Source organism: Pseudomonas brassicacearum (assembly GCF_000585995.1).
Classification (GTDB): Bacteria; Pseudomonadota; Gammaproteobacteria; order Pseudomonadales; family Pseudomonadaceae; genus Aquipseudomonas; species Aquipseudomonas brassicacearum_A.
The window spans coordinates 5,331,021-5,350,926 of the sequence record NZ_CP007410.1 but is presented as its reverse complement, the minus strand read 5'-3'; the positions used below and the strand labels follow the sequence as shown (position 1 = coordinate 5,350,926).

Genomic DNA, 19,906 nt, shown 5'->3' with positions numbered 1-19,906 from the left:
CTATGGATGAACAGGGCCGGACCACGTGCAAGGCACGTAGCTCAGGATTAAAAAGGGTTTGGAGGTTGGGGCTTTAAGGCAGCACGGCCAGGGTGCGGGGCTGCTTGTCGTCACTGGTCACGAAGCGCATCAGCACGTTGCCGTTTACGCCGGGTGGCGAGACGGGAAGCGTGCTGCCGGGATACAGGCTGCGATTGACGTCGTTCCAGATGCAGTCCTTCTCGCCCTTGGTGTCGGCGCAGCGGCCGACTTGCAAGACGCCGACGCGCAGGGTGCCGTCGTTGCGCAAGGCGCCGCCGTTCTGTTGCAGGCTGATGCTGGTACGGCGTTCGTCGGGCAGCAGGCGCACCAGCGCGCCCCAGATCAGGTTGACCCCGATCCTCGGCTGTACGCCTTGGTCGGAAAAATTTTCATCTTCCAGGTCCGGCGCGGCCACCGGCTCGAAATAAACGCGGTAGACGGTTTCCTCGGTGGGGATCGCCTGCGCGATAATACGCACCGTACGACTGGCGCCGGGGGCGAGTACGGTGCGTTGCGGCGATACGACGATGCCCTGGCTATCGGCGGGAGACAGCGGGCTTTCATGCTCGTCCGGCGTGCCGGGGCGCTGGATCCGGGTCACGCTGACCTTGATGTACTGCACCTTGTCCGATTTGGAGTGCAGTTGGATCTGGCCGATACCATCCTGCTCGGCACCGATGGTGCTGGTCATCGGGTAAACCACCATGTTGGCGGCCGCCGGCATCGACAAGCCGAGCACCAGCGTCAGGAATGCCAGCTTGCTCAAGACAGTCCATCGAATGGTAAATGTTTGATACAAATGCATGTCTGACCTCAAGTAAGTGAGAAAACATCAAGGTTTTCAGTACGCTTGATGAAGGATCTCGCCCTCGACCCCGGACCCGTGACGGAGAAGAGAAATCTCTCGTCCTGGGGGCGAGCTATATTTGTGTTACTTCCTTTTGTGCTACAGATGCATCCCTATTTCATGTAGGAAATTTCCAAAGTAGATTCAGACCCAACGCACCTGAACGCACTGGCTGCCGTCAATGAGGTGACTTCTCGGACGCACGGCACCGGCACGGGCATGGTGGATTCCTGTGAGGCAAAGATGAGTGTTGTTTGTCCGAATTATTTTGGTGGGATATTTACACCATGTCAATAGATTTGGTGGGTTATATCCACGTGCGCCTGCGCGAAGAGATTGATCGTTGCGGTTTGTCATTGGCCGCAGCATCTCGGGCCGCTGGGGAATCCAGCCCGCAGCGCTTGAAGGAAGTGGTGTCCGGGCGGCAGAAATGCCCGGCCGATCTGGTGGCGAAACTGGCGGTGATCGGCGTGGATGCGCAATACGTCCTGATCGGCGAACGCGCTCAAACCGCGAAATCGTTATTGGCGCCTGATGAGGAAATGCTATTGGAGGGATACCGCGCCCTGGACGTGGCCGGTAAGAAACGACTGCTCGCCGGGTTGATCTCGGGCTAGCCAGGTGACTGGCCTCATCGCGAGCAGGCTCGCACATCCTGACCTATGTACACATAGCCCCCTGTGGGTGCGATCTCGGTCGCGAAGAGGCCGGTACAGGCGCAGAACATTCAGCCCCCCGACAAAAACATCTCCCGACTCAACCCATGCCGCTGCATCTTTTCATTGAAGGTGCGACGCGGCAGTTGCAGTTCTTCGAGCACCGCTTTCACATCGCCTTTGTGCCGCGTCAGGGCGGCGCGCAGGCATTGGGCTTCGAAGGCTTCCTGTTGGGCGGCGAGGGACTGGCCGGGCTCGGTCTCCAGGGCCTGTGGTTGATCGAGCCCCAGCACCTGGCGCTCGGCGACATTGGCCAGTTCACGCACGTTGCCTGGCCAGTCGTGGCTGAGCAGATGGCTCAATTGCGGGCCGCTCAGGGGGGCGGCGGCGCGGCCCAGGCGTTCGGCGGCGCTGTGGGTGAAATGCTCGAATAGCAGGGGAATGTCTTCGCGCCGTTCACGCAGTGGCGGCAGGCGCAGCTCGGCGACGTTCAGGCGATAAGCCAGGTCTTCGCGAAAACGCCCGGCCCGGGCTTCATCCAGCAGATCGGGCTTGGTCGCGGCGATGATGCGCAGGTCCACGTCAATGCTCTGGTTGGAGCCCAGGCGTTCGAGCTTCTGTTCCTGCAAAACCCGCAGCAACTTGACCTGTTGGGCCAGGGGCATGCTCTCGATTTCATCGAGGAACAGCGTGCCGCCGTTGGCGTATTCGAGCTTGCCGATGCGCTTGCCCTGGGCGCCGGTGAAGGCGCCGCTTTCATGGCCGAACAGTTCAGCCTCGAACAGCGATTCGGGGATGGCCGCGCAGTTCAACGCGACGAAGGGTTTGTTCGCCCTCGGGCCGAAGTCGTGCAGGCAACGGGCGACCAGCTCCTTGCCGCTGCCGGTTTCGCCACGGATCAACACATTGACCGGCAGGGTCGCCAGATCCAGCACCTGACGCCGCAGGTTTTGCAGCGCCCGTGAAACCCCCAGCAACGTCCCGTCGAGCCGGGCCTTGGCGTCGGCCTGCTCATGCAAGCGACGGTTCTCCAGCACCAGCGTGCGCTTGTCCAGGGCCCGACGCAGGCTGCCCAGCAGGGCTTCAGGGCTGAAGGGTTTCTCCAGGAAGTCGTAGGCGCCATCGCGCATGGCTTCCACAGCCATCGGCACGTCGCCATGGCCGGTCAATAGAATCACCGGCAGGTCCGGGTCGCGCCGCCGTACTTCGGCCAGCAGCTCCAGGCCACTGAGCCCGGGCATGCGCACGTCGCTGAGAATCACCCCGGGAAAATGCCCCGGCAATTGCGCCAGGCATTCTTCGGCGCGGCTGAACAACTGCACGTCAAACCCCGACAGGCTCAACCATTGCTCGACGGCGCTGCGGATGCTGACTTCGTCGTCGACGAGGATGACCTTTTTCAATGTGGAGTGGCTAAGCATGCAGGTGCGCCTCCTGGTCGATAGGCAAAGTCACGCAAAACACCGCGCCGTTCTCATGGTTGTCCGCTGTCAGCCGCCCGCCGGATTCATGAATGATCGCAAACGAAACCGCCAGTCCCAAGCCCAGTCCGTCGCCCACGGCCTTGGTGGTGAAGAACGGGTCGAAGACCTGGGCCAAGTGTTCTTCGGCGATCCCGGTGCCGCTGTCACTGACGGTCAGGCGCCACAATTGGTCATCAGCCTCCAGGCGTACTTCCAGGCGCTTGAGGGGTTGGTCGAGCATGGCGTCGAGGGCGTTGCGCAGCAGATTGATCAACACCTGTTCGAGGCGGATCGCATCGCCGCGCACCCACGCCGGGCGAGTCAGGTGCAGCACGGTGCTGACCTGTTCGTCCCGCAGGCGCGTGTCCAGCAGTTGCAGCGCCTGGTCCACCACCGTCGCCAGGTCCAGGCGTTCGCGCAGGCCGCTGGGGCTTTTGCGGGCGAAGGTTTTCAGGTGGCCGGTGAGGGCGGCCATGCGGGTCAGCATCTCGTCCACCGGTCTGAGGGCCTTGTAGGCATCCTCGACCCGACCGTGATCCAACAGCAGGCGCAACGTTGCCAATTGCATGCGTTGGGCGGTCAGCGGCTGGTTGATTTCATGGGCCAGGGCCGCCGACATCTGCCCCAGAGCAGCCAGCTTGGCCGATTGCACCAGGCCGTCCTGAGCCGTGTGCAGATCGCGGGTGCGTTCTTCCACCAAGCGTTCAAGCTCTTCGCGGCTGCGCTGGCGCAGTTTCGCCAGGCGCCAGCGCTGGTTGAGAAACAGCAGCAGGAACACCAGCGCCAGCCATGATCCGGCGGCGGCGAGCCCGGCATTGCGACGGTCTTCGAAGGCGATCTGCGGGCGGCGCAGCAAATGCAGCGTCCAGCCTTCGGCGGTCAGCGGCAGGGATTCCCACAGGTAATCCGCTGGGCCATCGGGGGTTTCGACCCGGGCCAGGCGACTGTTGTCGTCAAAGTGCCGCAGGGGCTCAAAAGCTAACGGTTGCAGCGGCTGCTTGTCGTATTGGCGGGTCGCCTTGAGTTCGGCGCGGTCGCTGTCGGCCAGGGGCTGCAGGTGCCGATAACGCCAGCCGGGTCGGTTGGCGATGAAGATAATCCCTTTGGCATCGCTGACCAACAGGGTGTCGCTGCCCTGGCGCCATTCGCGTTCAAGCTCGGGAAACTCCAGCTTCACCACCATCGCGCCAAGGAACTCGCCGTTGTCGCCGGTCACGGCGCTGGAGAGGAAGTACCCCGGGATGCCGCTGGTCACCCCCACCGCATAGAAACGCCCGGTGCCCTGGGTGCGGGTCTGGAGGAAATAGGGACGAAAGCCATAGTTGTGCCCGACGTAACTGCTGGGCAGCCGCCAGTTGCTGGCCGCCACGGCCAGGCCGGTGTGGTCGAGCAGTTCCAAGGTGGACGATTGCGCGGCACCGTTGATCTGTTCCAGTTTGCGGTTCAACGCATCCTGTTGCGCCGCACTGACCGGCCCCTTGAGCGCCGCGCGCAATTGCGGATCCAGCGCCAGCACGGCGGGCAGGGCGCGGTAGCGTTCGATCAGGGTATGCAGCGAGTTGGCGTACAACGCCAGCTGCTGATTGGCGCGGTTGGCGTCTTCCGCCAGGGCCTGGCGTTCGGCGTGACGCACGGCCAGGGTAGCGGCGCCGAGGGCGCCAGCGAGGATCAGCAAGATATATAACGACAGACGCAAGATACGGGGAGTCGACAGCATGCTGGCGCAAACCGGTAGAAAGTCGGGCGGGCACCATAGCATGCCGACCGTGGGCAACGACAAGGAGGAGGGAGCGCTTTAACCCGCTGGGCCGGGGCGCGGCCCTGAGACCGGCGCCTTGATCCATCGCTGAGGGCTGATGCGCAATCCCACAGAGATAATTTTCTCGCCACAAGGATATACCGGGCTCCGCTCTTGGTATTTATCGAGTCGTCCCCACAGGATTGTATTTGCGTTTTGGAGTCCGGCCCGGTGCGTTCCTCTGTATGACATGGCTGACAGTGGACCGTTGAGAGTCGTCAGAGGCTTGTCGTAACAACGCAGCACCCGCGCTGCGGCTTGCCGGCCGCAGCCTGGCGATTTTTTCAAGCATGCCCATGGTCTGCCAGGTAATGCCGATCAACTCTTCGACTTCCAGCACTTGATCATGAAGCGAGCGCTGCGCTTTCTCTGACACTTCATCCTGTGTGCGATGATCGGCGATCAGCTTGTCGATGGTGTCTATCCACTTGCCGGCCTGCGTTTTTTTCTCGGCCTTGTCCTTCGTCCCCCTGAGTTCATCGACATAGCCGCCCACGACCGGGCCTAGAGCGGCACCGATCACGGCCCCGGCGGTGGTGATGGCCAGGGTGGTCGTGACGAACGTGCGATTGGCGCCTTGCGTCACCTCCACGGGCGGAAGTGAACCATCGCCGGAGGGATCCCAGCTGCCGGGCGGAGACCAGCCGGGGTTGAACAAAGTGGCGTGGATCGTCAGTTGCGCTGCGGCGGTAAGCACTGTCGAAACAATTGCGGCATTGGCCGGGCTTGATGTACCGACCGGAAGCAACGCCAGCCCGACTCTGGAGTTGACCGCTTCCAACGCCATTCGCCTGGCCCATGCCCGCCACGTCTCATCAGGCTTGGATGGCAGTGGGGGAGGATTGTTTTCAGGGTCATCCAGTGGCGCGGGTGTGCCCGTACTGCCCGCTGTGTTGCTGTCGGTGGAGCTTGTCCGTGACAATGAGGCGCTCATTTGAATGGCGGTTTCTGTCGGTGTCGATGGTGGCGGTCGTGTCATTGCGCCTTGTTCATCGACAAAACTGACCGGGTTGTTCCTCACCATCGAATATCGATTCAGCCCGTCGATATTTCCCAACGGGTCCGGGCCGATCCAACGCTGCAGCCACGGCGCGTAATACCGTGCGCCATAGTAATAAAGCCCGCTGGCGTCCATTTCCTTGCCCGAATACCGCACCGTCCTGTAACTGACTTCCACCGACGAGCGCGCGGTCATCCACGCCGTGGCGCCGAACGGGTAATAGCCTTCGTGACTGATTAGTTGGGCTCGTTGATCCAGCTCCATCACACTTGAGCCCAGGTGATCTTCCAGGCTGTAGCGCAATTGATCAGCCTCGATGCCTGTCGGTTTGCCCGTCACCCAGTGCAAACAACGGACACTGGCGAACCCGGCATCGAGGGTTAAGACGTGCAGTTCTTCGCCGTTGTCCTGGGTGCGGATCTCAAGCCCCGGCAGATAACGCACATCCTGAAAATGGCTGTGGGTGGCGGTATGGGTTTCGTGGCGCTTGTAGACCCGCATGCCTTGGCTGTAGCGGTAGTGCTCTTCGTCATTGGGGCCGTCTTCGCGATCGAGCAGGGTGGCACAGGCCATTTGGTCCCGAGCGTTCCATTGCAGCGCTTGCCCAGGTTGCAGTGCCTGGAGATTGCCATGGCGGTCGAACAGTGTGCCGAATGACGGGGTGGGATCACCAGGCTTCCATCGAACACCCCGATTGCTGTTTGGGTCGATGTACATTTGGCGGGTATGGCTGGCGCCCTCGCGCACATGGGTGAGCTTGGTCAAATTACCGCCAATGTCGTACTCATAGGTCTGTCGGTAATTGAGCCGGTTGTTGGGATCGGTTGGCTGGGGCAGGCCTGGGATGTCCGAGGGCAGGCCATCGTCGTAACCACTGGCACTGAACAGTCGATAGAGCGAGTCGTAGCCAAAGGCACGCTGGCCATCGACTCGCTGGTTGGCGAAATGGGTGGGGGTGAAGGTGTGGTCAAGGATCCGGGTGACGTTGCCCACCGGGTCGTGGGCATACTCGAAATCCACCAGAACGGTCATCTCGTCTTTTCGTGAGCGTTGCCTGAGCAGGCGAGCGTTGGCCAGGTCGTAAGTCCAGTCGCTGACAACGCCGTTGCCGGCGCGCTGTTCAATCATCTGACCGGCGGCATTGTACTGGGCATCGTGCAACACAGGCTGCCAGTCAGTTTGTCCCAACAGTCGCAACTGCATTCCCTTGAGCTGTCCGGCCAGATCGTAGCGCCACTGTCGCTGATGTTCACCGGCATCGGTCTGCTCCAGGACGGCGCCCAACGGATCGTGGGTACGACGGTTGGTCAGGGTCATGCCGTCATGAAAGGTACGCGTCTGGCGCAACGGATGGCCGAGCAGTCCATAACTGTCGAGGTGCAACGTACCCGACGGATCGACCTGCTCAAGCAACTGCCCACGCAGGTTGTGATCGGCATCGGCCGTGGCGTTGGCGTAGGTGAAAGTATCGATGTCGGCCTGGCCGTTTTCCTCCAGGGCCACCGGGCGCAATTGAGGGTCATAGGCGATACGCCAGTGATTGCCGCGTTCATCCCAACGCTGCCAGGTTTTACCTGCCAGCCCCGGCAATACCAGGCGCCATCCGGCATCGACACTGTCGGTATGCAGCGGCTGACCCGCGAGGTTGTGAAGGGTGGCCTGGTTCGGTTTGGGGCCGTGGCCGAAAAGGCGTGGATCCCACTGCTCGACGAGGTGGCCGATAACATTATGGCGCTGGCGGGTTATCAGTGCGACGGCAGACTCGCAGGCTTGGCTACGCAAGTAAGCAACCTGCCGTGTTGGCAGGCCACGGCCGTCGACGGCTACGACGTTTGGAGTACGGGCATGGACGGCACTCATCGGTCGATGGCCTCCAGGGGTTCGGCGCTTTGATCGTTGCCTGACGTTGGGCACTGAGGGTGCCTTAATATAACAACGAAAAAACAGGCTGGAACCTGTCAGGTCTGACAGGCTCGGGTGGGGTGTTCAGCGCTAGCGGCGGGGCCTGGAATTTCTAAGGGTGGGGTTTTGTTTGGAAACAGGTTTCGACTGGTTCTGATGGCCATGCCCATTTAGCGTAGCGGCTTCACTTGTCATGGATGACTTGAATACATGCTCAATACACGAACGTTGGTGCCGACGGTACCGATGCACGCATTACTTTCCAATCCCAATGAATGGCTCGCCGATTCGATGCCCGACTGGGTGCTGGGTCTTTCATCGAAGCAACGTACTGCGCTGATACAGGCGGCCGGGCCGATAGCCCCCAGGCTCGCCCAAGCCAACGCCGAGGATCGGCGCGCCTTGAAAGAGGCCCTGGGCGCGAGCTGGAAATCCCACAACAAACTGGAAGAAATGCTCGACCGGCTCCAGTCGGTCGAAACCTTTGCCGAACCGTTGTTGGTTGCCGCGTTGAAAAAACGCTGCAACATCACATTGGATGTCAGGGAAACCTTCCTGAGGCTCTACAGGCCCGAAGGCGTGTCCGTGGCGTACAAAATCAGGACGATTTCCCTGCTGGATGCCGCCCTGCAAAATTTCGAGGCGAAAGAGGCTCGTCCAGGCTTCTTCGACGAGGCCTCCCGCTTCATTACCCGACCCTCGTCGAGCGGGCAATTCGATATCCTGCCCCTCGGCAAGACGCTCACCGTACCGGTTTTCGTGGCGCTTTGTCGGGAGCTGGACATCGGTGGGCAGTATCAAACCTATCTGAAGAAGTTTCTGCTGCCCAACGACCCCGTCGCCGGTTCGGCACTGCAGGACCGCGTGCAAAACAGCGACAAGGATGCATTGCGCGCGGCAGCGGCGTTAGCGCGGGTCAAGGGCGATATTGGCCCGGATGCCTATCGAGTGCTACTCGACCTGGCCGATGGCAAGCGCGCTGTCGATGAGCGTGGCACCCCCCAGTATTGCCATGACCTGACCCTGCTCGACACCCCGCTGACGGGCATCGTGATGATCGGCCCCGACCTGGACCGGAGCCGGCAGGTCTCGCCAATCCTGGTGTACATCCCCCACGACCCCGAGCATCCCGTCAAGCAGTACCGCTCCACGGTTGCTTTCCTGGAGGCGTTGACCGGGCGATTGCGCTCGACCCCCTTATCAGCGGTTCTTCAGTCGCTTCGTTGCCCAGTCGCGCCGGGGCTTTTTTTTTGCCGCGCTGGATGCCCGGCTGTTCACCACCCACGTCAGCCCTCCACGGCTTTCGCCTCGCCAGCGCCCCGGCGCAAACCTGTACCAGCCCCCAAACTGCGCATGAGCTGCCGTCGGGTGGCGGGCGATATCTGGAACCATGGGTTCGAACAGTGGCGCAACCGGATCGTCCAGGACGCCCGGGTAATGGCAGTGCCAACGGGGGATGAGGATCTCAAATCCCGCTGGGCTCGCTGGGACAGCGTCATGCACGTGGCCGAGACCGTGTTGGAGATGGCCGCTTTTGTGGCGGTGTCTTTTGTGCCGATACTCGGTGAAGCGATGATGGCCTACACCGTCTATCAATTGCTCGATGAGACATTCGAAGGGATTGCCGCGTGGTCGGCGGGGCGCCGGGCCGAGGCGGCCGCGCACTTGCTCGGGGTGGCTGAAAACATGGCGCTGTTGGGGGCCTTCGCGGTGGGTGGGAAGGTGGTAGGGGCTGTGCGGTCTGCCCGGCCTTCTGCCTTTGTCGAGCAGATGAGGGTGGTCGAAACCCGCCCCGGGCAGTCGCGTTTATGGCATCCGGACTCGCGCCGTACGAACGAACGTTGGCGCTCGACACGCAGGCGCGGACACAGGCCAATGGTCTTTACGTTCATCAGGGGCGCGAGGTCCTGGTGCTCGACGGCCGGCAATCGTGGTCGAGCAAACGCCCAGCCCGGGGCCGTATCGTATCCAGCACCCCACGCGTGCCGATGCCTATGCCCCAAGGCTTGCCCACAACGATGCTGGCGCCTGGGTCCATGAGGCCGAACGTCCACAAACCTGGCAAGGCACAAAGCTGATGCGGCGCCTGGGGCACCGCGTCGAATCGTTCTCGGACGAGACCCTGGAACAGATCCGTATCGTCAGCGGGGTCGAAGAGGATGTCCTGCGCAAACTGCATGTCGAGCATGAGCGGCCCGGGGCATTGCTGAGCGAAACGATCAAGCGTTTCAAGAGCGCGCAGGACATTCGACAGGGCGTCGAACCGGTCGATGGCGATGCGGCAGATGTTGGCATGGCTGCCGACGCTCAGTTGCTGCGCGGCGAATTTCCACAACTGCCTGGCGCTGTGGTGGACGAACTGCTGGTTGACGCGACGGGCCTGGAACGTCGGCAGATGAGCGAGCAACGGCACCTGCCCTTGCGTCTGCGCCAGGCGGCCCTCGCGGCGCTGCAGGAATGGCGCATCGTCCAGGCCTACGAGGGGTTGTACCTGCCCACGAAGGGCAACCCCGATACCTGGCAGTTGGCGCTGCATAGCCTGGCACAATTGCCGGGATGGCCGGCGCAGGTGCGTATCGAGATCCGCGACGGGGCGCTTGAGGGACCGTTACTCGACAGCATCGGGCCGACCTCCGCATCGCCCCGTAAAGTCCTGGCATTCAAGGAGGAGGCGACCGCCGAGCTTTTTGGCGAGCAGGGCAACTCGGTGCACGGTGTCGATGATTTCTATACCGACATCCTGCAGGCCTTGTCTGAGGCAGAGCGCCGTGAGCTGGGCTACCTCGTCAGCCAAGGCCCATTGTTGAGCCAGGCCATCAAGCGAGCACCGCTGGATCGCCCCGCGTTTCGCGAAATCCTGCGCGACGCGGCTGTTGTGCCGACGATGGAGCCACCGATCGTCACGCGTTTGACGGGTGGTCGGCAAGGGTATGAACGGCTCGATGAGCGCCTGCTCGGCACGGGGGGCGCGTTGAACCTGGAGGCGCGGTTCAAGGCGCTGTATCCCGCCGCATCGGCCCAGACTTACGCCGGGTTTGTTGGCTCGTTCAGCTCCGAACAAATGGCCCTGGCCAGCCTCAGGGGGCGTGAGTTGGAGTTCGAGGGGCTGAGCAGGGCGCTGGAGAGGTGGGTGGCGATCGAGCGGGGCGATACCCTTCCTATCGACCAGCGCTACCACAAGGGAAAACTGACCTCGACCCTCAAGCAATGTTGGCGGGCTGCCGTGGATACGTTGCCCGAGGGTTATACGCTGGATTTGAATCATCACTGGTCAAGTGACTTTCTTGACGACTTTCCCAGCCTGGACGTGAGTTTTCCCCATGTGAACGCCGTGCAATGGCGCAACGGCGCATTGCGCACCGATATCACCGGGTTTCTCGGTTATTTTCCCCATCTCAAGCGTCTGGACTTGAGTCATAACGAGCTGGTGACGCTCCCTCGGCTACAGGAAAATCTTGCGGGACTACAGGTGTTGGACCTTGCGCATAACCAATTGAGCCTCACGCCCCAAAGCATCGCTGACCTGGGCGGCCTGAGCCGTCTTGAAGTGTTGAAACTGAGTCATAACCCGGCCTTGACTCTGCTGCCTGACATCAGCCGCATGCCGGAGCTTAACGTGCTGGATCTGCACAACACCGGGGCCACTGACTGGCCGCCGGGTTTGTTGACGATCGGCCGTCCACGCACATTCGAACTGGATCTGCAAGGCAACCCCATCGCTCGCATGCCGGATGTGACGCCAGGTTCCGAGCAGGCCCGGTTGATCGCCCGTACCCGTTTGAGTCGTGACGAGTTGCCGGACGAGTGCCTGCGGCAGTTTCAGGATTACCTGCGTTCGGTTGGCTATGACCCGATGCGTAGCTATCCGCCCAAGGGCGAGGAAACCAGTCAGTACTGGCTGGAGGGCCAAGGGGCCGAGCTGCGAGCGGCCAGGCAACGTACCTGGGATGAGCTTGAGCGCGAACCCGGTGCCCAGGGTTTCTTCGAAGTGCTGGAACAGTTGACGCAAAGCGCCGATTACGTCGACGAGACGTTTCGTTCGTCATTGACGGCGCGTGTCTGGCGGATGCTGGACGCAATGGCGCAGGACACGCCCTTGCGCGAGGAGCTCTTTCGCATGGTGATCAATCCGGATTCCTGTGCGGATGCCGGCGCACAGCTATTCAACGAGATGGGGGTGAAGGTCATGGTCCATGAGGCGTATCGAGCGGGTGATCCGGTCCGAATCCAGGCCAGTCTGTTGGCTTTGGCCAAGGGCAAGTCCCGACTGGACCGGGTCAATGAGATCGCCCGTGACCTGATCCTGAAGCGGTTGCAGGCAGGGGAAACCTTTACCGCTCTGGATGAAGACGGTGAGATCACCGGGACTATCGATGAGGTGGAGGTCTACCTGGCGTTCCAAACGGGGTTGGCGCATAAACTTGGGCTGCCGTGGCAATCCAATGACATGTTGTTCAGGGGGGTATCCGGGGTGGACGATGCGGCGATAACGCAAGCTTATGCGTCGATCCTGGAGCAGGAGTCCGGCGACGGGCTGATCAATCATCTCATCGAGCAGCGGTTCTGGCGCCGATATTTGAAGACGCGTCATGCCTCGTCATTCGAAGAAAATTCCGCCACCTATCGCCAGAAGGGTGAAGCATTGCTTGACGAGCAACTGGCAGGAACCCTTTCGCAGCAGGAATACGAACAGAAAATGAACGTGTTGGCCTTTGCACGCAAGGAGTTGCTCAGGAGCCTGACCCGGCTGGCCCTTCATGAAATGAACCCCGACGGATGATCGGACGCTGCCTGTCGATACGTGTTGTCGTGCCGACAGGCAGGCCCAGGCAATGATGGTCAATTCGGGTAGGCTTCAACCAGCATTTTTCGCCAGGCTTCATGGGAGACATTCGTTCGTCCCGTGATGATGTTGAAGCCAGCGCCGCCGTTGTAGTTTTCTACCAGGATGTTGGCGCAGTTGTAACAGGCGGGAAAGGCTTCGGCCCGCTCCACGCTCTGCAGCTTCTGGGTGGCAATCCTTACATGTTGAAGATTGCCTCTCACGTTCGGGAACAGCTGTATCAGGTTTCCTTGAATAACTTCCGCATGGTAGCCCGGCGCCCCGGCCCCCTGGGGGATCAGGTTGCCGCTTTGCTCTATGTGAGGCTTGACCAGATCTCTGACCAGGTGGGGCAACGACGTTTCATACTCCACCCCGCTCAGGCCGGTAAAATCCATGCTCTGGCCTTTGAAAACTCTTATATCGGCTGTCCTGACGAGCGTTATGTATTCCTCGGCCAAATGACTCAGAAATGTATCTGAATCGATGCTGAGTACACCAAGGTCGGCGAGATTCTCCCTCGGCAGATCTTTATTTCGCGGCTTGTGGATACTAATGCCTGGAACGGACTCAACCCCGCCGGCTGGCAGGGGCATGTTGAATACATTCATGAGCATGATGGTGTCGGCGGCGTCACCGGTGTGAAACATGACGCCGGCATGGGCCGCCATTTTTTTCTTGTTGGCACTGGTGAATATGGCATCCGGATATTGTTCAAAATGCCGTTTTTCCACTTCCGCATACTCGTGCGGTTTACCCTTTCTGGCAGGCACAGGGTTTTTCGCTGCCCCGTGCAGTATCTGTTCTGTTCTCCTGCTCAAGTTTGCATAAAAAGCATCTTCTGCGTTTAACCCGGAAGGGTCCACGAACGACATCGGGTTATTCCCCACCATCGCATACAGATTCAACCCATCCACCGGCCCGGCCGGGTCCGGGTTGAGCCAGCGCATCATCCAGGGGGCGTAATAACGAAACCCGTAGTAATAAAGTCCGCTGGCGTCGCGCTCTTTGCCGGAGTAACGAAGGGTTTTATAGCTGGCCTGCACGTGTGAATCCGCGGCCCACCACGCGGTGCCGCCGAAAGGGTAATAACCTTCGTGGCTGATGAGCCTGGCGTCCTGGTCCAGTTCCTTCACCAGGGAACCCAAATGATCGTCAAGGCTGTAGCGCAGTTGGCCTTGCTCGATGTCATCCGGTCGGCCTTTTTCCCAATAAAGTCCCCGCACGTTAAAAGCCATGCCTTGCAAAGCGCAGACGTGCAGTTCTTCGCTGTCGTCCAGGGTATGGATTTCCAGGCCGGGTAAGTAGCGCACCTCGCGTACGTGGGTAACGGATGTCGCCTGGGTACTTTGTCGTTTGCGCGCGCGGCGGCCCTGGGCGTCATAGGCATAACGCTCGGCGTCGTCGTCGGCGTCCTGGCGGTGTACCTGGGTCACGCTTTGCAATTGATTCCGCGCGTTCCAGGCCAGAGATTGCCCGGCGGCCGGCAGGGACAATTGATTGCCCGATTCATCGAAATCGAGATCATCGCCGGGAGACGTTTCCCCCTTGCGCCAGCTGACGCAGCGATTGCTGTTTGGAGCCAGGGTCAGCCACAACGTGTGCGCCCGTCCCGGGGTCGCGCTGCTGTGGACCAGTTTCTCCAGGTTGCCGCCAACGTCATAGTGGTAATGCTGGGTGTAGGGCGTGCGCAGCGAAAGGTCCGCCGGAGGGATCAGCCCCGGCAACTCAGGTTGAGTGCCTGCGCCCGATGCTTCCAGGCCCGTGGCGCTTTCCAGGCGATACAGGCTGTCATAAGCGAAGGTGCGAATGCCGTCGATGCGCTGATTGGCGTGGTAGCGAGTGACGTGGGTGTGATCGGTGATGGACCTCACGTTGCCCACGGGGTCGTACAGGTAACTGAAATGCTGATGAACGTCGTCGCCCTTCACGGCTTTGAGTTCACTCAGGCGCCCGTCAGCGGGGTCATGGCTGTAAGAGGTGGTGACGCCGTTACCGGCGGTTTGCCTTTGGAGTTTGCCGTCTGCGCTGTACTGCAGTGCGTCAACGATCATCTGTGAAGTCGAGCCGCCCGCCCATTGCAGGTGGCTGCGCTTGAGCTGACCGGCGATGTCGAGAAGCATGTGTTGCGTGTGGCCCTTGGCATCCGTGCGGTCCAGGGTTTCAATCATCGCGCTGTAGCGCCAGTGTGTGTCGTAGTGGGTGGGCTCAAGCATGGACTCGCGCTCGGCCTCGTCTTGTGGCCAGTGCGGCGAATCCAGAGTGGCGAGAAAGCGCTGACACTGGTGCAAGGGCGCGCCCACCATTGAATAATCGACAATCGATACACGCCCCGCCGTGTCGTAGTGTTCCACCAGGCGCGAGCATTGATTGTGCAAGGCGCTGCTGGCCGAGTTTTCGCCGTAGCGCAGGTATTCGACGCTGGCCCACGCCTGGCCCTGGTTTCGCTCCCGGATGAGCGTAGGGCGCAGCTGTGTGTCGTAGTCGGTTTGCTGTTCGCTGCCGCGTTCGTCCCAGCGCCGCAGGTTTTGCCCGGCCACGCCGAAGAGTTCGCGACGCAGCCCACCGTCGACATTGTCCGTGCACAGCGGTGTGCCCGACAGGCTGTAGACGCTGCGCAGATTGGCCGTTGGCGTGCCATGCAATCGAGGGTCCCATTGGGCAATGATGCGGCCGGCAACGTCATAGGTCTGGGTCGTGACCAGCCTTTGGGCCTGATCGTGGGTCGCGTCGCGCAAGTAGTCCACTCGCCGCACGGGCCCGGCTCGTCCGTCGAACACCGCCAGCACGGGGGTATTTCGATGGGCCTGGCTCATTCGTCAGGCCCTGGTTCGGTGTCGTTGTAATCGTGGGCGCATTGGTACCACGGATGATAGACATGCCAAGCCTCGTGCCCCTTGGCATTGATGACCTTGATCAGGCGTCCCGGCGGGTCGTAGAACTGCTGGTCGTGGTAGCCGTGCACGCGCAGCGAGGCGTCGTTGATGTAGCGCCAGGCATCGGCAAAATAGGGCCGATAGACCCGCGTGACCAACCCCTTGTTGTCGTACTCGACCCGTTCGCTCACCCGCCAACGCTGTTCCGCCAGAAGCTGGAGCGGCTTGCCGTCCTGTTGCATCAGTGAGCCGTCCTCGGCCACGGCAAAGGCTTGGCCGGCTTCGACCCGCTGCTTGGTTTGCAGGGCTCGACCGAAACCATCGACAGCGCTGACGGCGATGCGGATCTGCCGCAACGGATCGTCCGGGTAGCGGTCGGCGCTCAGCACCACGCTGTGGGCGGGTTCACGGGCCGCGGCATTGATCAGTACCCAAAGCAGTTCCTCGGCAGCGGTGCGGTGCCTCAGTTGCGCCAGACGAGCGCGACCTGAGGCACGGACATGGCCGTCGGGCAGCAGGTAACGCTCGCGGATCCACTCGTTGCGCTGCGTCGCCAGTACCAGCGTGACGTCGAGCGAGCCCATCCAACTGAGCACATCGGTGCGTACCGCGCTGGCGATGTCGCCCAGGGTTTCTTCCGGATACGCGATGGCGTGACCTGGCGTCAGGTCTTCGGGGGGGCGGTACGTGGCGATGTCATCGAAGCCGGCCGGAACGCCGTTTTCGGTGCCATGGAACGTGACGCCCAATGGGAGCCCGCCAGGGCCGTACAGGGCTTGTTGGACATTGTCGTTGGCATCGACGATCTGCCGCGCCAACAGCGAGTGGTAATCGTATTGCACCCGGGTCGTGCAGCCGTCCGGCAGGGTGATGGCGGTGCTCATCAGATGATAAGGGTCATATTCGACCGTCGTGACACCGTGACTTTGGGTGTCCTGCAAGGCACTGACCTGGAAGAACCCTTCCAGAGACCGGTAGGTCGCAAACCCGATCTTTTTCGACCAGAGATTTTCAGCCTCGTCCTGGTCGGGATCTTCCGGCAGGAACAGTTTCATGGGCGCGTAGCCGATGGTCTCGAGTTGCTCGCGAATGTCGAAAGGTGGCGGCACCGCGTCATAGGCGTCCAGTGCCTGTTTGTCGAATTCGGCCACTTCCAGCGGGCCGCGCAAGGCCTGGAAGGCAATATCGTCGTGCTCGTCCAGCAGGTAGTTCTGTTCCTGGAGTGCGATCAGTTGCCGAGCGGCGAGCCATTGCGCGGAGCCCTGGTGTTCGAGGAAAGTTTCGTAGCTTATCTGCCTGGGGTTGAGTCCCTGCGGCAGTTCACCTTTTGGACGCTGCAGCCCATTGATCCTGGAGCGCCATGGCAGGCCCAGGCGCTGGCGCAAGCCGGTGTCGTCGATCAGGTGCAGGTATTGGGCCCGTTTCTCGATGACATGAAACAGCTGCTGCTGTTCGTCATGTGCATCGCACCACCAGGTGTTTTCCAATTCATCTTCGAAAGGCGGGGCGTCGAGGGCGGTGAGACGACGGGCGTAGTGGACGGCGAACCCGTGGATGAGCTGGCCGAAGAGGTTCCATTTCAGGTTGATGTCGTGCCGGCCTTGTGGGTCGTTGGAGAAACCGTCGTATTGATGGGTGAGGGTCTCCAGCTCCAGCACCAGCAGGCTTTTATGACGTGGATGAGGGTGGCGCAGCAGGTAACGCTGTTGCGTCATCGTATAGGGCCTGGGGAGACCGTCCGGATCGGCGGGATGGGTTTCACTGCGCAATACGTGACCGCCCAGGGCATAAGCCATTTCTCGAGCAGTGTCGGGGTCGGGGGTGATGATCTCGTCGGCCTCGTCGCCTTCATGGAAGCGGGTCAGCAGTGTCGGCCCCAACGGCACCGCGTCGGTGTCGCCTGCGAAACAGTCTTTCAGGGGCTGGTCGACGGTGCGACCGGTATGGAACCAGGTCTTGACCAGGACCGGTGCGGTGAAGCCCTCTTGCGTTTCGTCTTCGGGGACTTCGCTGTCGACCTGGTACAACCGGCCGAAGCCACGGAACTCACGCAGGCGACCATCGTAGTCGCCTTCGAAATAAGTGAAGCGTTGGGTCAGGCAATTGCCGGTGATCTCGTCCCGCTGCTGTTGACGCGCCACCAGCGACAGGGCCAGCGGCAGATAGCACGCCGGGCGTTTGTCCTGGGCCACGAGTTGCTGTTTTTCATCCAGCCAGTATTGAGCGCTGCTGCGATAGGCGAGGAAGGTGCTGCAGCCCATGTTGTTGTTCGTATCGTTGAGAAGATAGGGGCGGGCCGCGACGAAATCATAGCGCCAGTGCCTGGGCTTGTTGATATCGGTCATGTGGGGCGTGCTCAGGATCAGGCTGGCGCAACCCAGTCCTTGCAGATCGGCCAGGGTGACCTGGCACACATTGTCGTACCGCACGCCGGTGGGCCAGGGCACCCGGATCGGTGTCTGCTCGAGACCATTGCCACCGCGGTTGAGGTAGATGTCGAAGCCGTCGCTGTCGAGGTAGATCAGCGCGGGGGCACCGGAGCCGTCCAGGTCGGCGATCCTTACCCGGTCGGCGTCGAACTCACCGTAACGAAAGGGCAGGGCGCTCATGACAAATCCTTCGCCGAAACGCCCATGTCCCAAACTCGGCCAGCACTTGATCTCATCGAAGCGGATGCGACACAGCTCGGTGCTGTCGCTGCCCAGTAGGTTGCCGAACATCACCAGCTCGCTGCGCACGTCGCTGAACAGAGGCAAGTCGCTGTCCGGTTCGTGGGGCACATTCACGCCAGGGGCGAATCCTTGTTCACGGAGATTGGCGTACAGCCGCACGCTTTTGGGCCCGATCATGGCCAGGGAACGCAAGCCGTCGCCAGCCAGGTCACCCAGTTGCGCGGCCGGGTGCAGGAACTCCGTCGGGAAGCGCTGGAAACTTTGGAAACCTGACCAACTGCGGTCCGGGTTGAGGGTGTAGAAGCCGTTCATGCCGGGCTGGGCAATGATCCAGTTGAGCCGCCCGCTGCCGGTCAGGTCGGTCAACACCTGCAGCACCGCCGGGTTGTCGCTGGCGACCGGGATATTCTCCAGGCGTGACCACGGGCCGTAGGCGATCTTGTCGCCACCGGCCTCGGCGCGCTCGGGTTCGCGGTAATACCAGCCATCGGTGTACCGGCAGAGAAAGCCCGGAACACCCTCGCCGTAGAGGTCGACGCATTGATAGCGTCGACCGTCCTCGATGGCCGGCATCGTCTCGAGCTCAAAGAAGGTTTCGGGAGTTAGGTTGAGCTCGAAAGCGCTGTACTGCAGTTCCACGGGGGGCGGTATTCGACCCGATCCTCGGCGTCCCAGGCCTGGTAATGGGCGGCGGTCAGCAAGCTGTAGCCCAGTGCCGTCGGGGTGTATTCCAGCAGCAGTCGTTGTACCAGGGCAGGCTCGGTACCGGCGTCGATGGGAAAGTGATGGAACATCAGGACCTGATGACACAAGCGCCGCGTGCCGACTTCGAACCCATACCGGTAAGTGTGGATCGGGTCGTCGCGCAGAGGCCATGGCGCCTCTTCGTCGGCCAGCCAGGAAGGTTTTTGCGCAAGGTCGAGGGTGCGCTGGCCGTAGTCGAACAGCAGGTGAAAATGCCAGTCCCGGTTTGCCGGGTCTACGTCTTCGAAACAGTAAAAGGTTTCACTGGCCGTGGCGTTGCCGTAGCGCACCCGGCGCAGGTAGCGCTGGGCGCGATAGTCGTGAGGGCCGTCGAACGGGCCGGGATCGGCTGCGTATTCGTAGTAGATGTGCTCGCCACAGGGGCTGACTTCTTCCAGCAGCAGCCATTCGGCGATGCGTATCGGGGTGGCCTCGGGGCTGGCTTCGCGCTTGGGTTCGGCGATACGCGAGGCTTCGCTGTTGCCATAGCAATACAGGTGGCCATTGCTGCCTTGGACACGCCAGAACGACGCGCGGCCGTCCGTGGGCGTCCAGAGTTCGTAGACATCGAAGGCGCTTTCGACCCTGGGGTAATAGCGCACCACCGAACAGGTGGCACCGCCTGGGCCTGCCTGGGTACGAATGATCGGCGGGTCCACGAGTTCGGGCCAACGCTCGACGCCGTCGGCGTCGATCATCACATCGTCGTCGGCGTAGTGGGGTACGCCTTCACTGCTTCGGCGAGCGATGCTGGCGACGGACAGCCGCATGCCTATTCCGAAGGTGCCGTTGCCACTCTGGCTGTTATAGAGCAGCGCCAGCGCGGGCGTCAGGTGGCGGGCGCCGGACAAGGGCAATGGCAACTCGAAAGAAGCGGCCCCTCGCGTGCCAACAGGACCGATCCGGTTGCCGATCGTGGCAATGGATGCACTGTTGGTGATGGTGGGGGGCACAATCTGGAGGGGCGTCTGCTCTGCCATCGGGATCGTCTCGTTCGGCATCGCCAGGGCCAATACCCGGCAAAACATGAGAATGCCAAGAGATGGCCGACGGGTAACCTGTCAGATCCGACAGGTGCGCAAGCAGGCCGATAAGTGGTAGATGC

Annotated in this window: 10 protein-coding genes; 3 read left to right on the top strand and 7 right to left on the bottom strand. The window is 61.4% G+C overall.

The annotated features are described in order from the left end of the window. Positions 1 to 73 precede the first annotated feature (73 nt). The gene (locus CD58_RS22895; RefSeq protein WP_158482163.1) at positions 74 to 787 is read right to left on the bottom strand and encodes a fimbrial protein TcfA; all 714 of its coding nucleotides are present in this window, start codon (positions 785 to 787) and stop codon (positions 74 to 76) included. A gap of 368 nt (positions 788 to 1,155) precedes the next feature. Between CD58_RS22895 and CD58_RS22890 the strand changes: the two genes are divergently transcribed. Then, positions 1,156 to 1,485: a hypothetical protein gene (locus tag CD58_RS22890; protein WP_144238616.1), complete on the top strand. Its 330-nt coding sequence runs from the start codon at positions 1,156 to 1,158 to the stop codon at positions 1,483 to 1,485. Between the two features lie 110 nt (positions 1,486 to 1,595). Here the strand turns inward: CD58_RS22890 and CD58_RS22885 are convergent, their stop codons facing one another. The 3 genes from CD58_RS22885 to CD58_RS22875 all read right to left on the bottom strand — a co-directional run bounded on the left by CD58_RS22885 (position 1,596) and on the right by CD58_RS22875 (position 7,645). Then, positions 1,596 to 2,945, bottom strand: coding sequence for a sigma-54-dependent transcriptional regulator (locus CD58_RS22885; protein WP_025215273.1), 1,350 nt, complete (start codon positions 2,943 to 2,945; stop codon positions 1,596 to 1,598). Beyond that, on the bottom strand, positions 2,938 to 4,704 hold the full coding sequence (locus tag CD58_RS22880) for a sensor histidine kinase (RefSeq protein WP_025215272.1): 1,767 nt from the start codon (positions 4,702 to 4,704) through the stop codon (positions 2,938 to 2,940). The genes CD58_RS22885 and CD58_RS22880 overlap by 8 nt, the downstream gene beginning before the upstream one ends. A 202-nt stretch (positions 4,705 to 4,906) precedes the next feature. Beyond that, positions 4,907 to 7,645 (bottom strand): RHS repeat-associated core domain-containing protein, encoded by a 2,739-nt coding sequence (locus tag CD58_RS22875; RefSeq protein ID WP_025215271.1) that lies wholly within the window; start codon positions 7,643 to 7,645, stop codon positions 4,907 to 4,909. A gap of 252 nt (positions 7,646 to 7,897) precedes the next feature. On the opposite strand from CD58_RS22875, the gene CD58_RS22870 reads away from it, so the two are divergent. Together CD58_RS22870 and CD58_RS22865 are read left to right on the top strand one after the other, a co-directional pair. Then, the gene (locus CD58_RS22870; RefSeq protein WP_144238615.1) at positions 7,898 to 9,727 is read left to right on the top strand and encodes a dermonecrotic toxin domain-containing protein; all 1,830 of its coding nucleotides are present in this window, start codon (positions 7,898 to 7,900) and stop codon (positions 9,725 to 9,727) included. After that, a complete protein-coding gene (locus CD58_RS22865) occupies positions 9,618 to 12,467 on the top strand; it encodes an NEL-type E3 ubiquitin ligase domain-containing protein (RefSeq protein WP_158482162.1) in 2,850 nt (949 codons plus the stop codon). Before CD58_RS22870 ends, CD58_RS22865 begins: the two co-directional genes overlap by 110 nt. Positions 12,468 to 12,526: 59 nt before the next feature. On the opposite strand, the gene CD58_RS22860 is transcribed toward CD58_RS22865, so the two are convergent. From CD58_RS22860 to CD58_RS31995, 3 genes are read right to left on the bottom strand one after another with little or no spacing between them, the layout of a single operon-like run. Beyond that, on the bottom strand, positions 12,527 to 15,325 hold the full coding sequence (locus CD58_RS22860; RefSeq protein WP_025215268.1) for an RHS repeat domain-containing protein: 2,799 nt from the start codon (positions 15,323 to 15,325) through the stop codon (positions 12,527 to 12,529). Next, the gene (locus CD58_RS22855) at positions 15,322 to 18,630 is read right to left on the bottom strand and encodes a toxin TcdB middle/N-terminal domain-containing protein (protein WP_419178813.1); all 3,309 of its coding nucleotides are present in this window, start codon (positions 18,628 to 18,630) and stop codon (positions 15,322 to 15,324) included. The genes CD58_RS22860 and CD58_RS22855 overlap by 4 nt, the downstream gene beginning before the upstream one ends. Before the next feature lie 29 nt (positions 18,631 to 18,659). After that, positions 18,660 to 19,781: a SpvB/TcaC N-terminal domain-containing protein gene (locus tag CD58_RS31995; RefSeq protein ID WP_419178812.1), complete on the bottom strand. Its 1,122-nt coding sequence runs from the start codon at positions 19,779 to 19,781 to the stop codon at positions 18,660 to 18,662. Between the last annotated feature and the right edge of the window lie 125 nt (positions 19,782 to 19,906).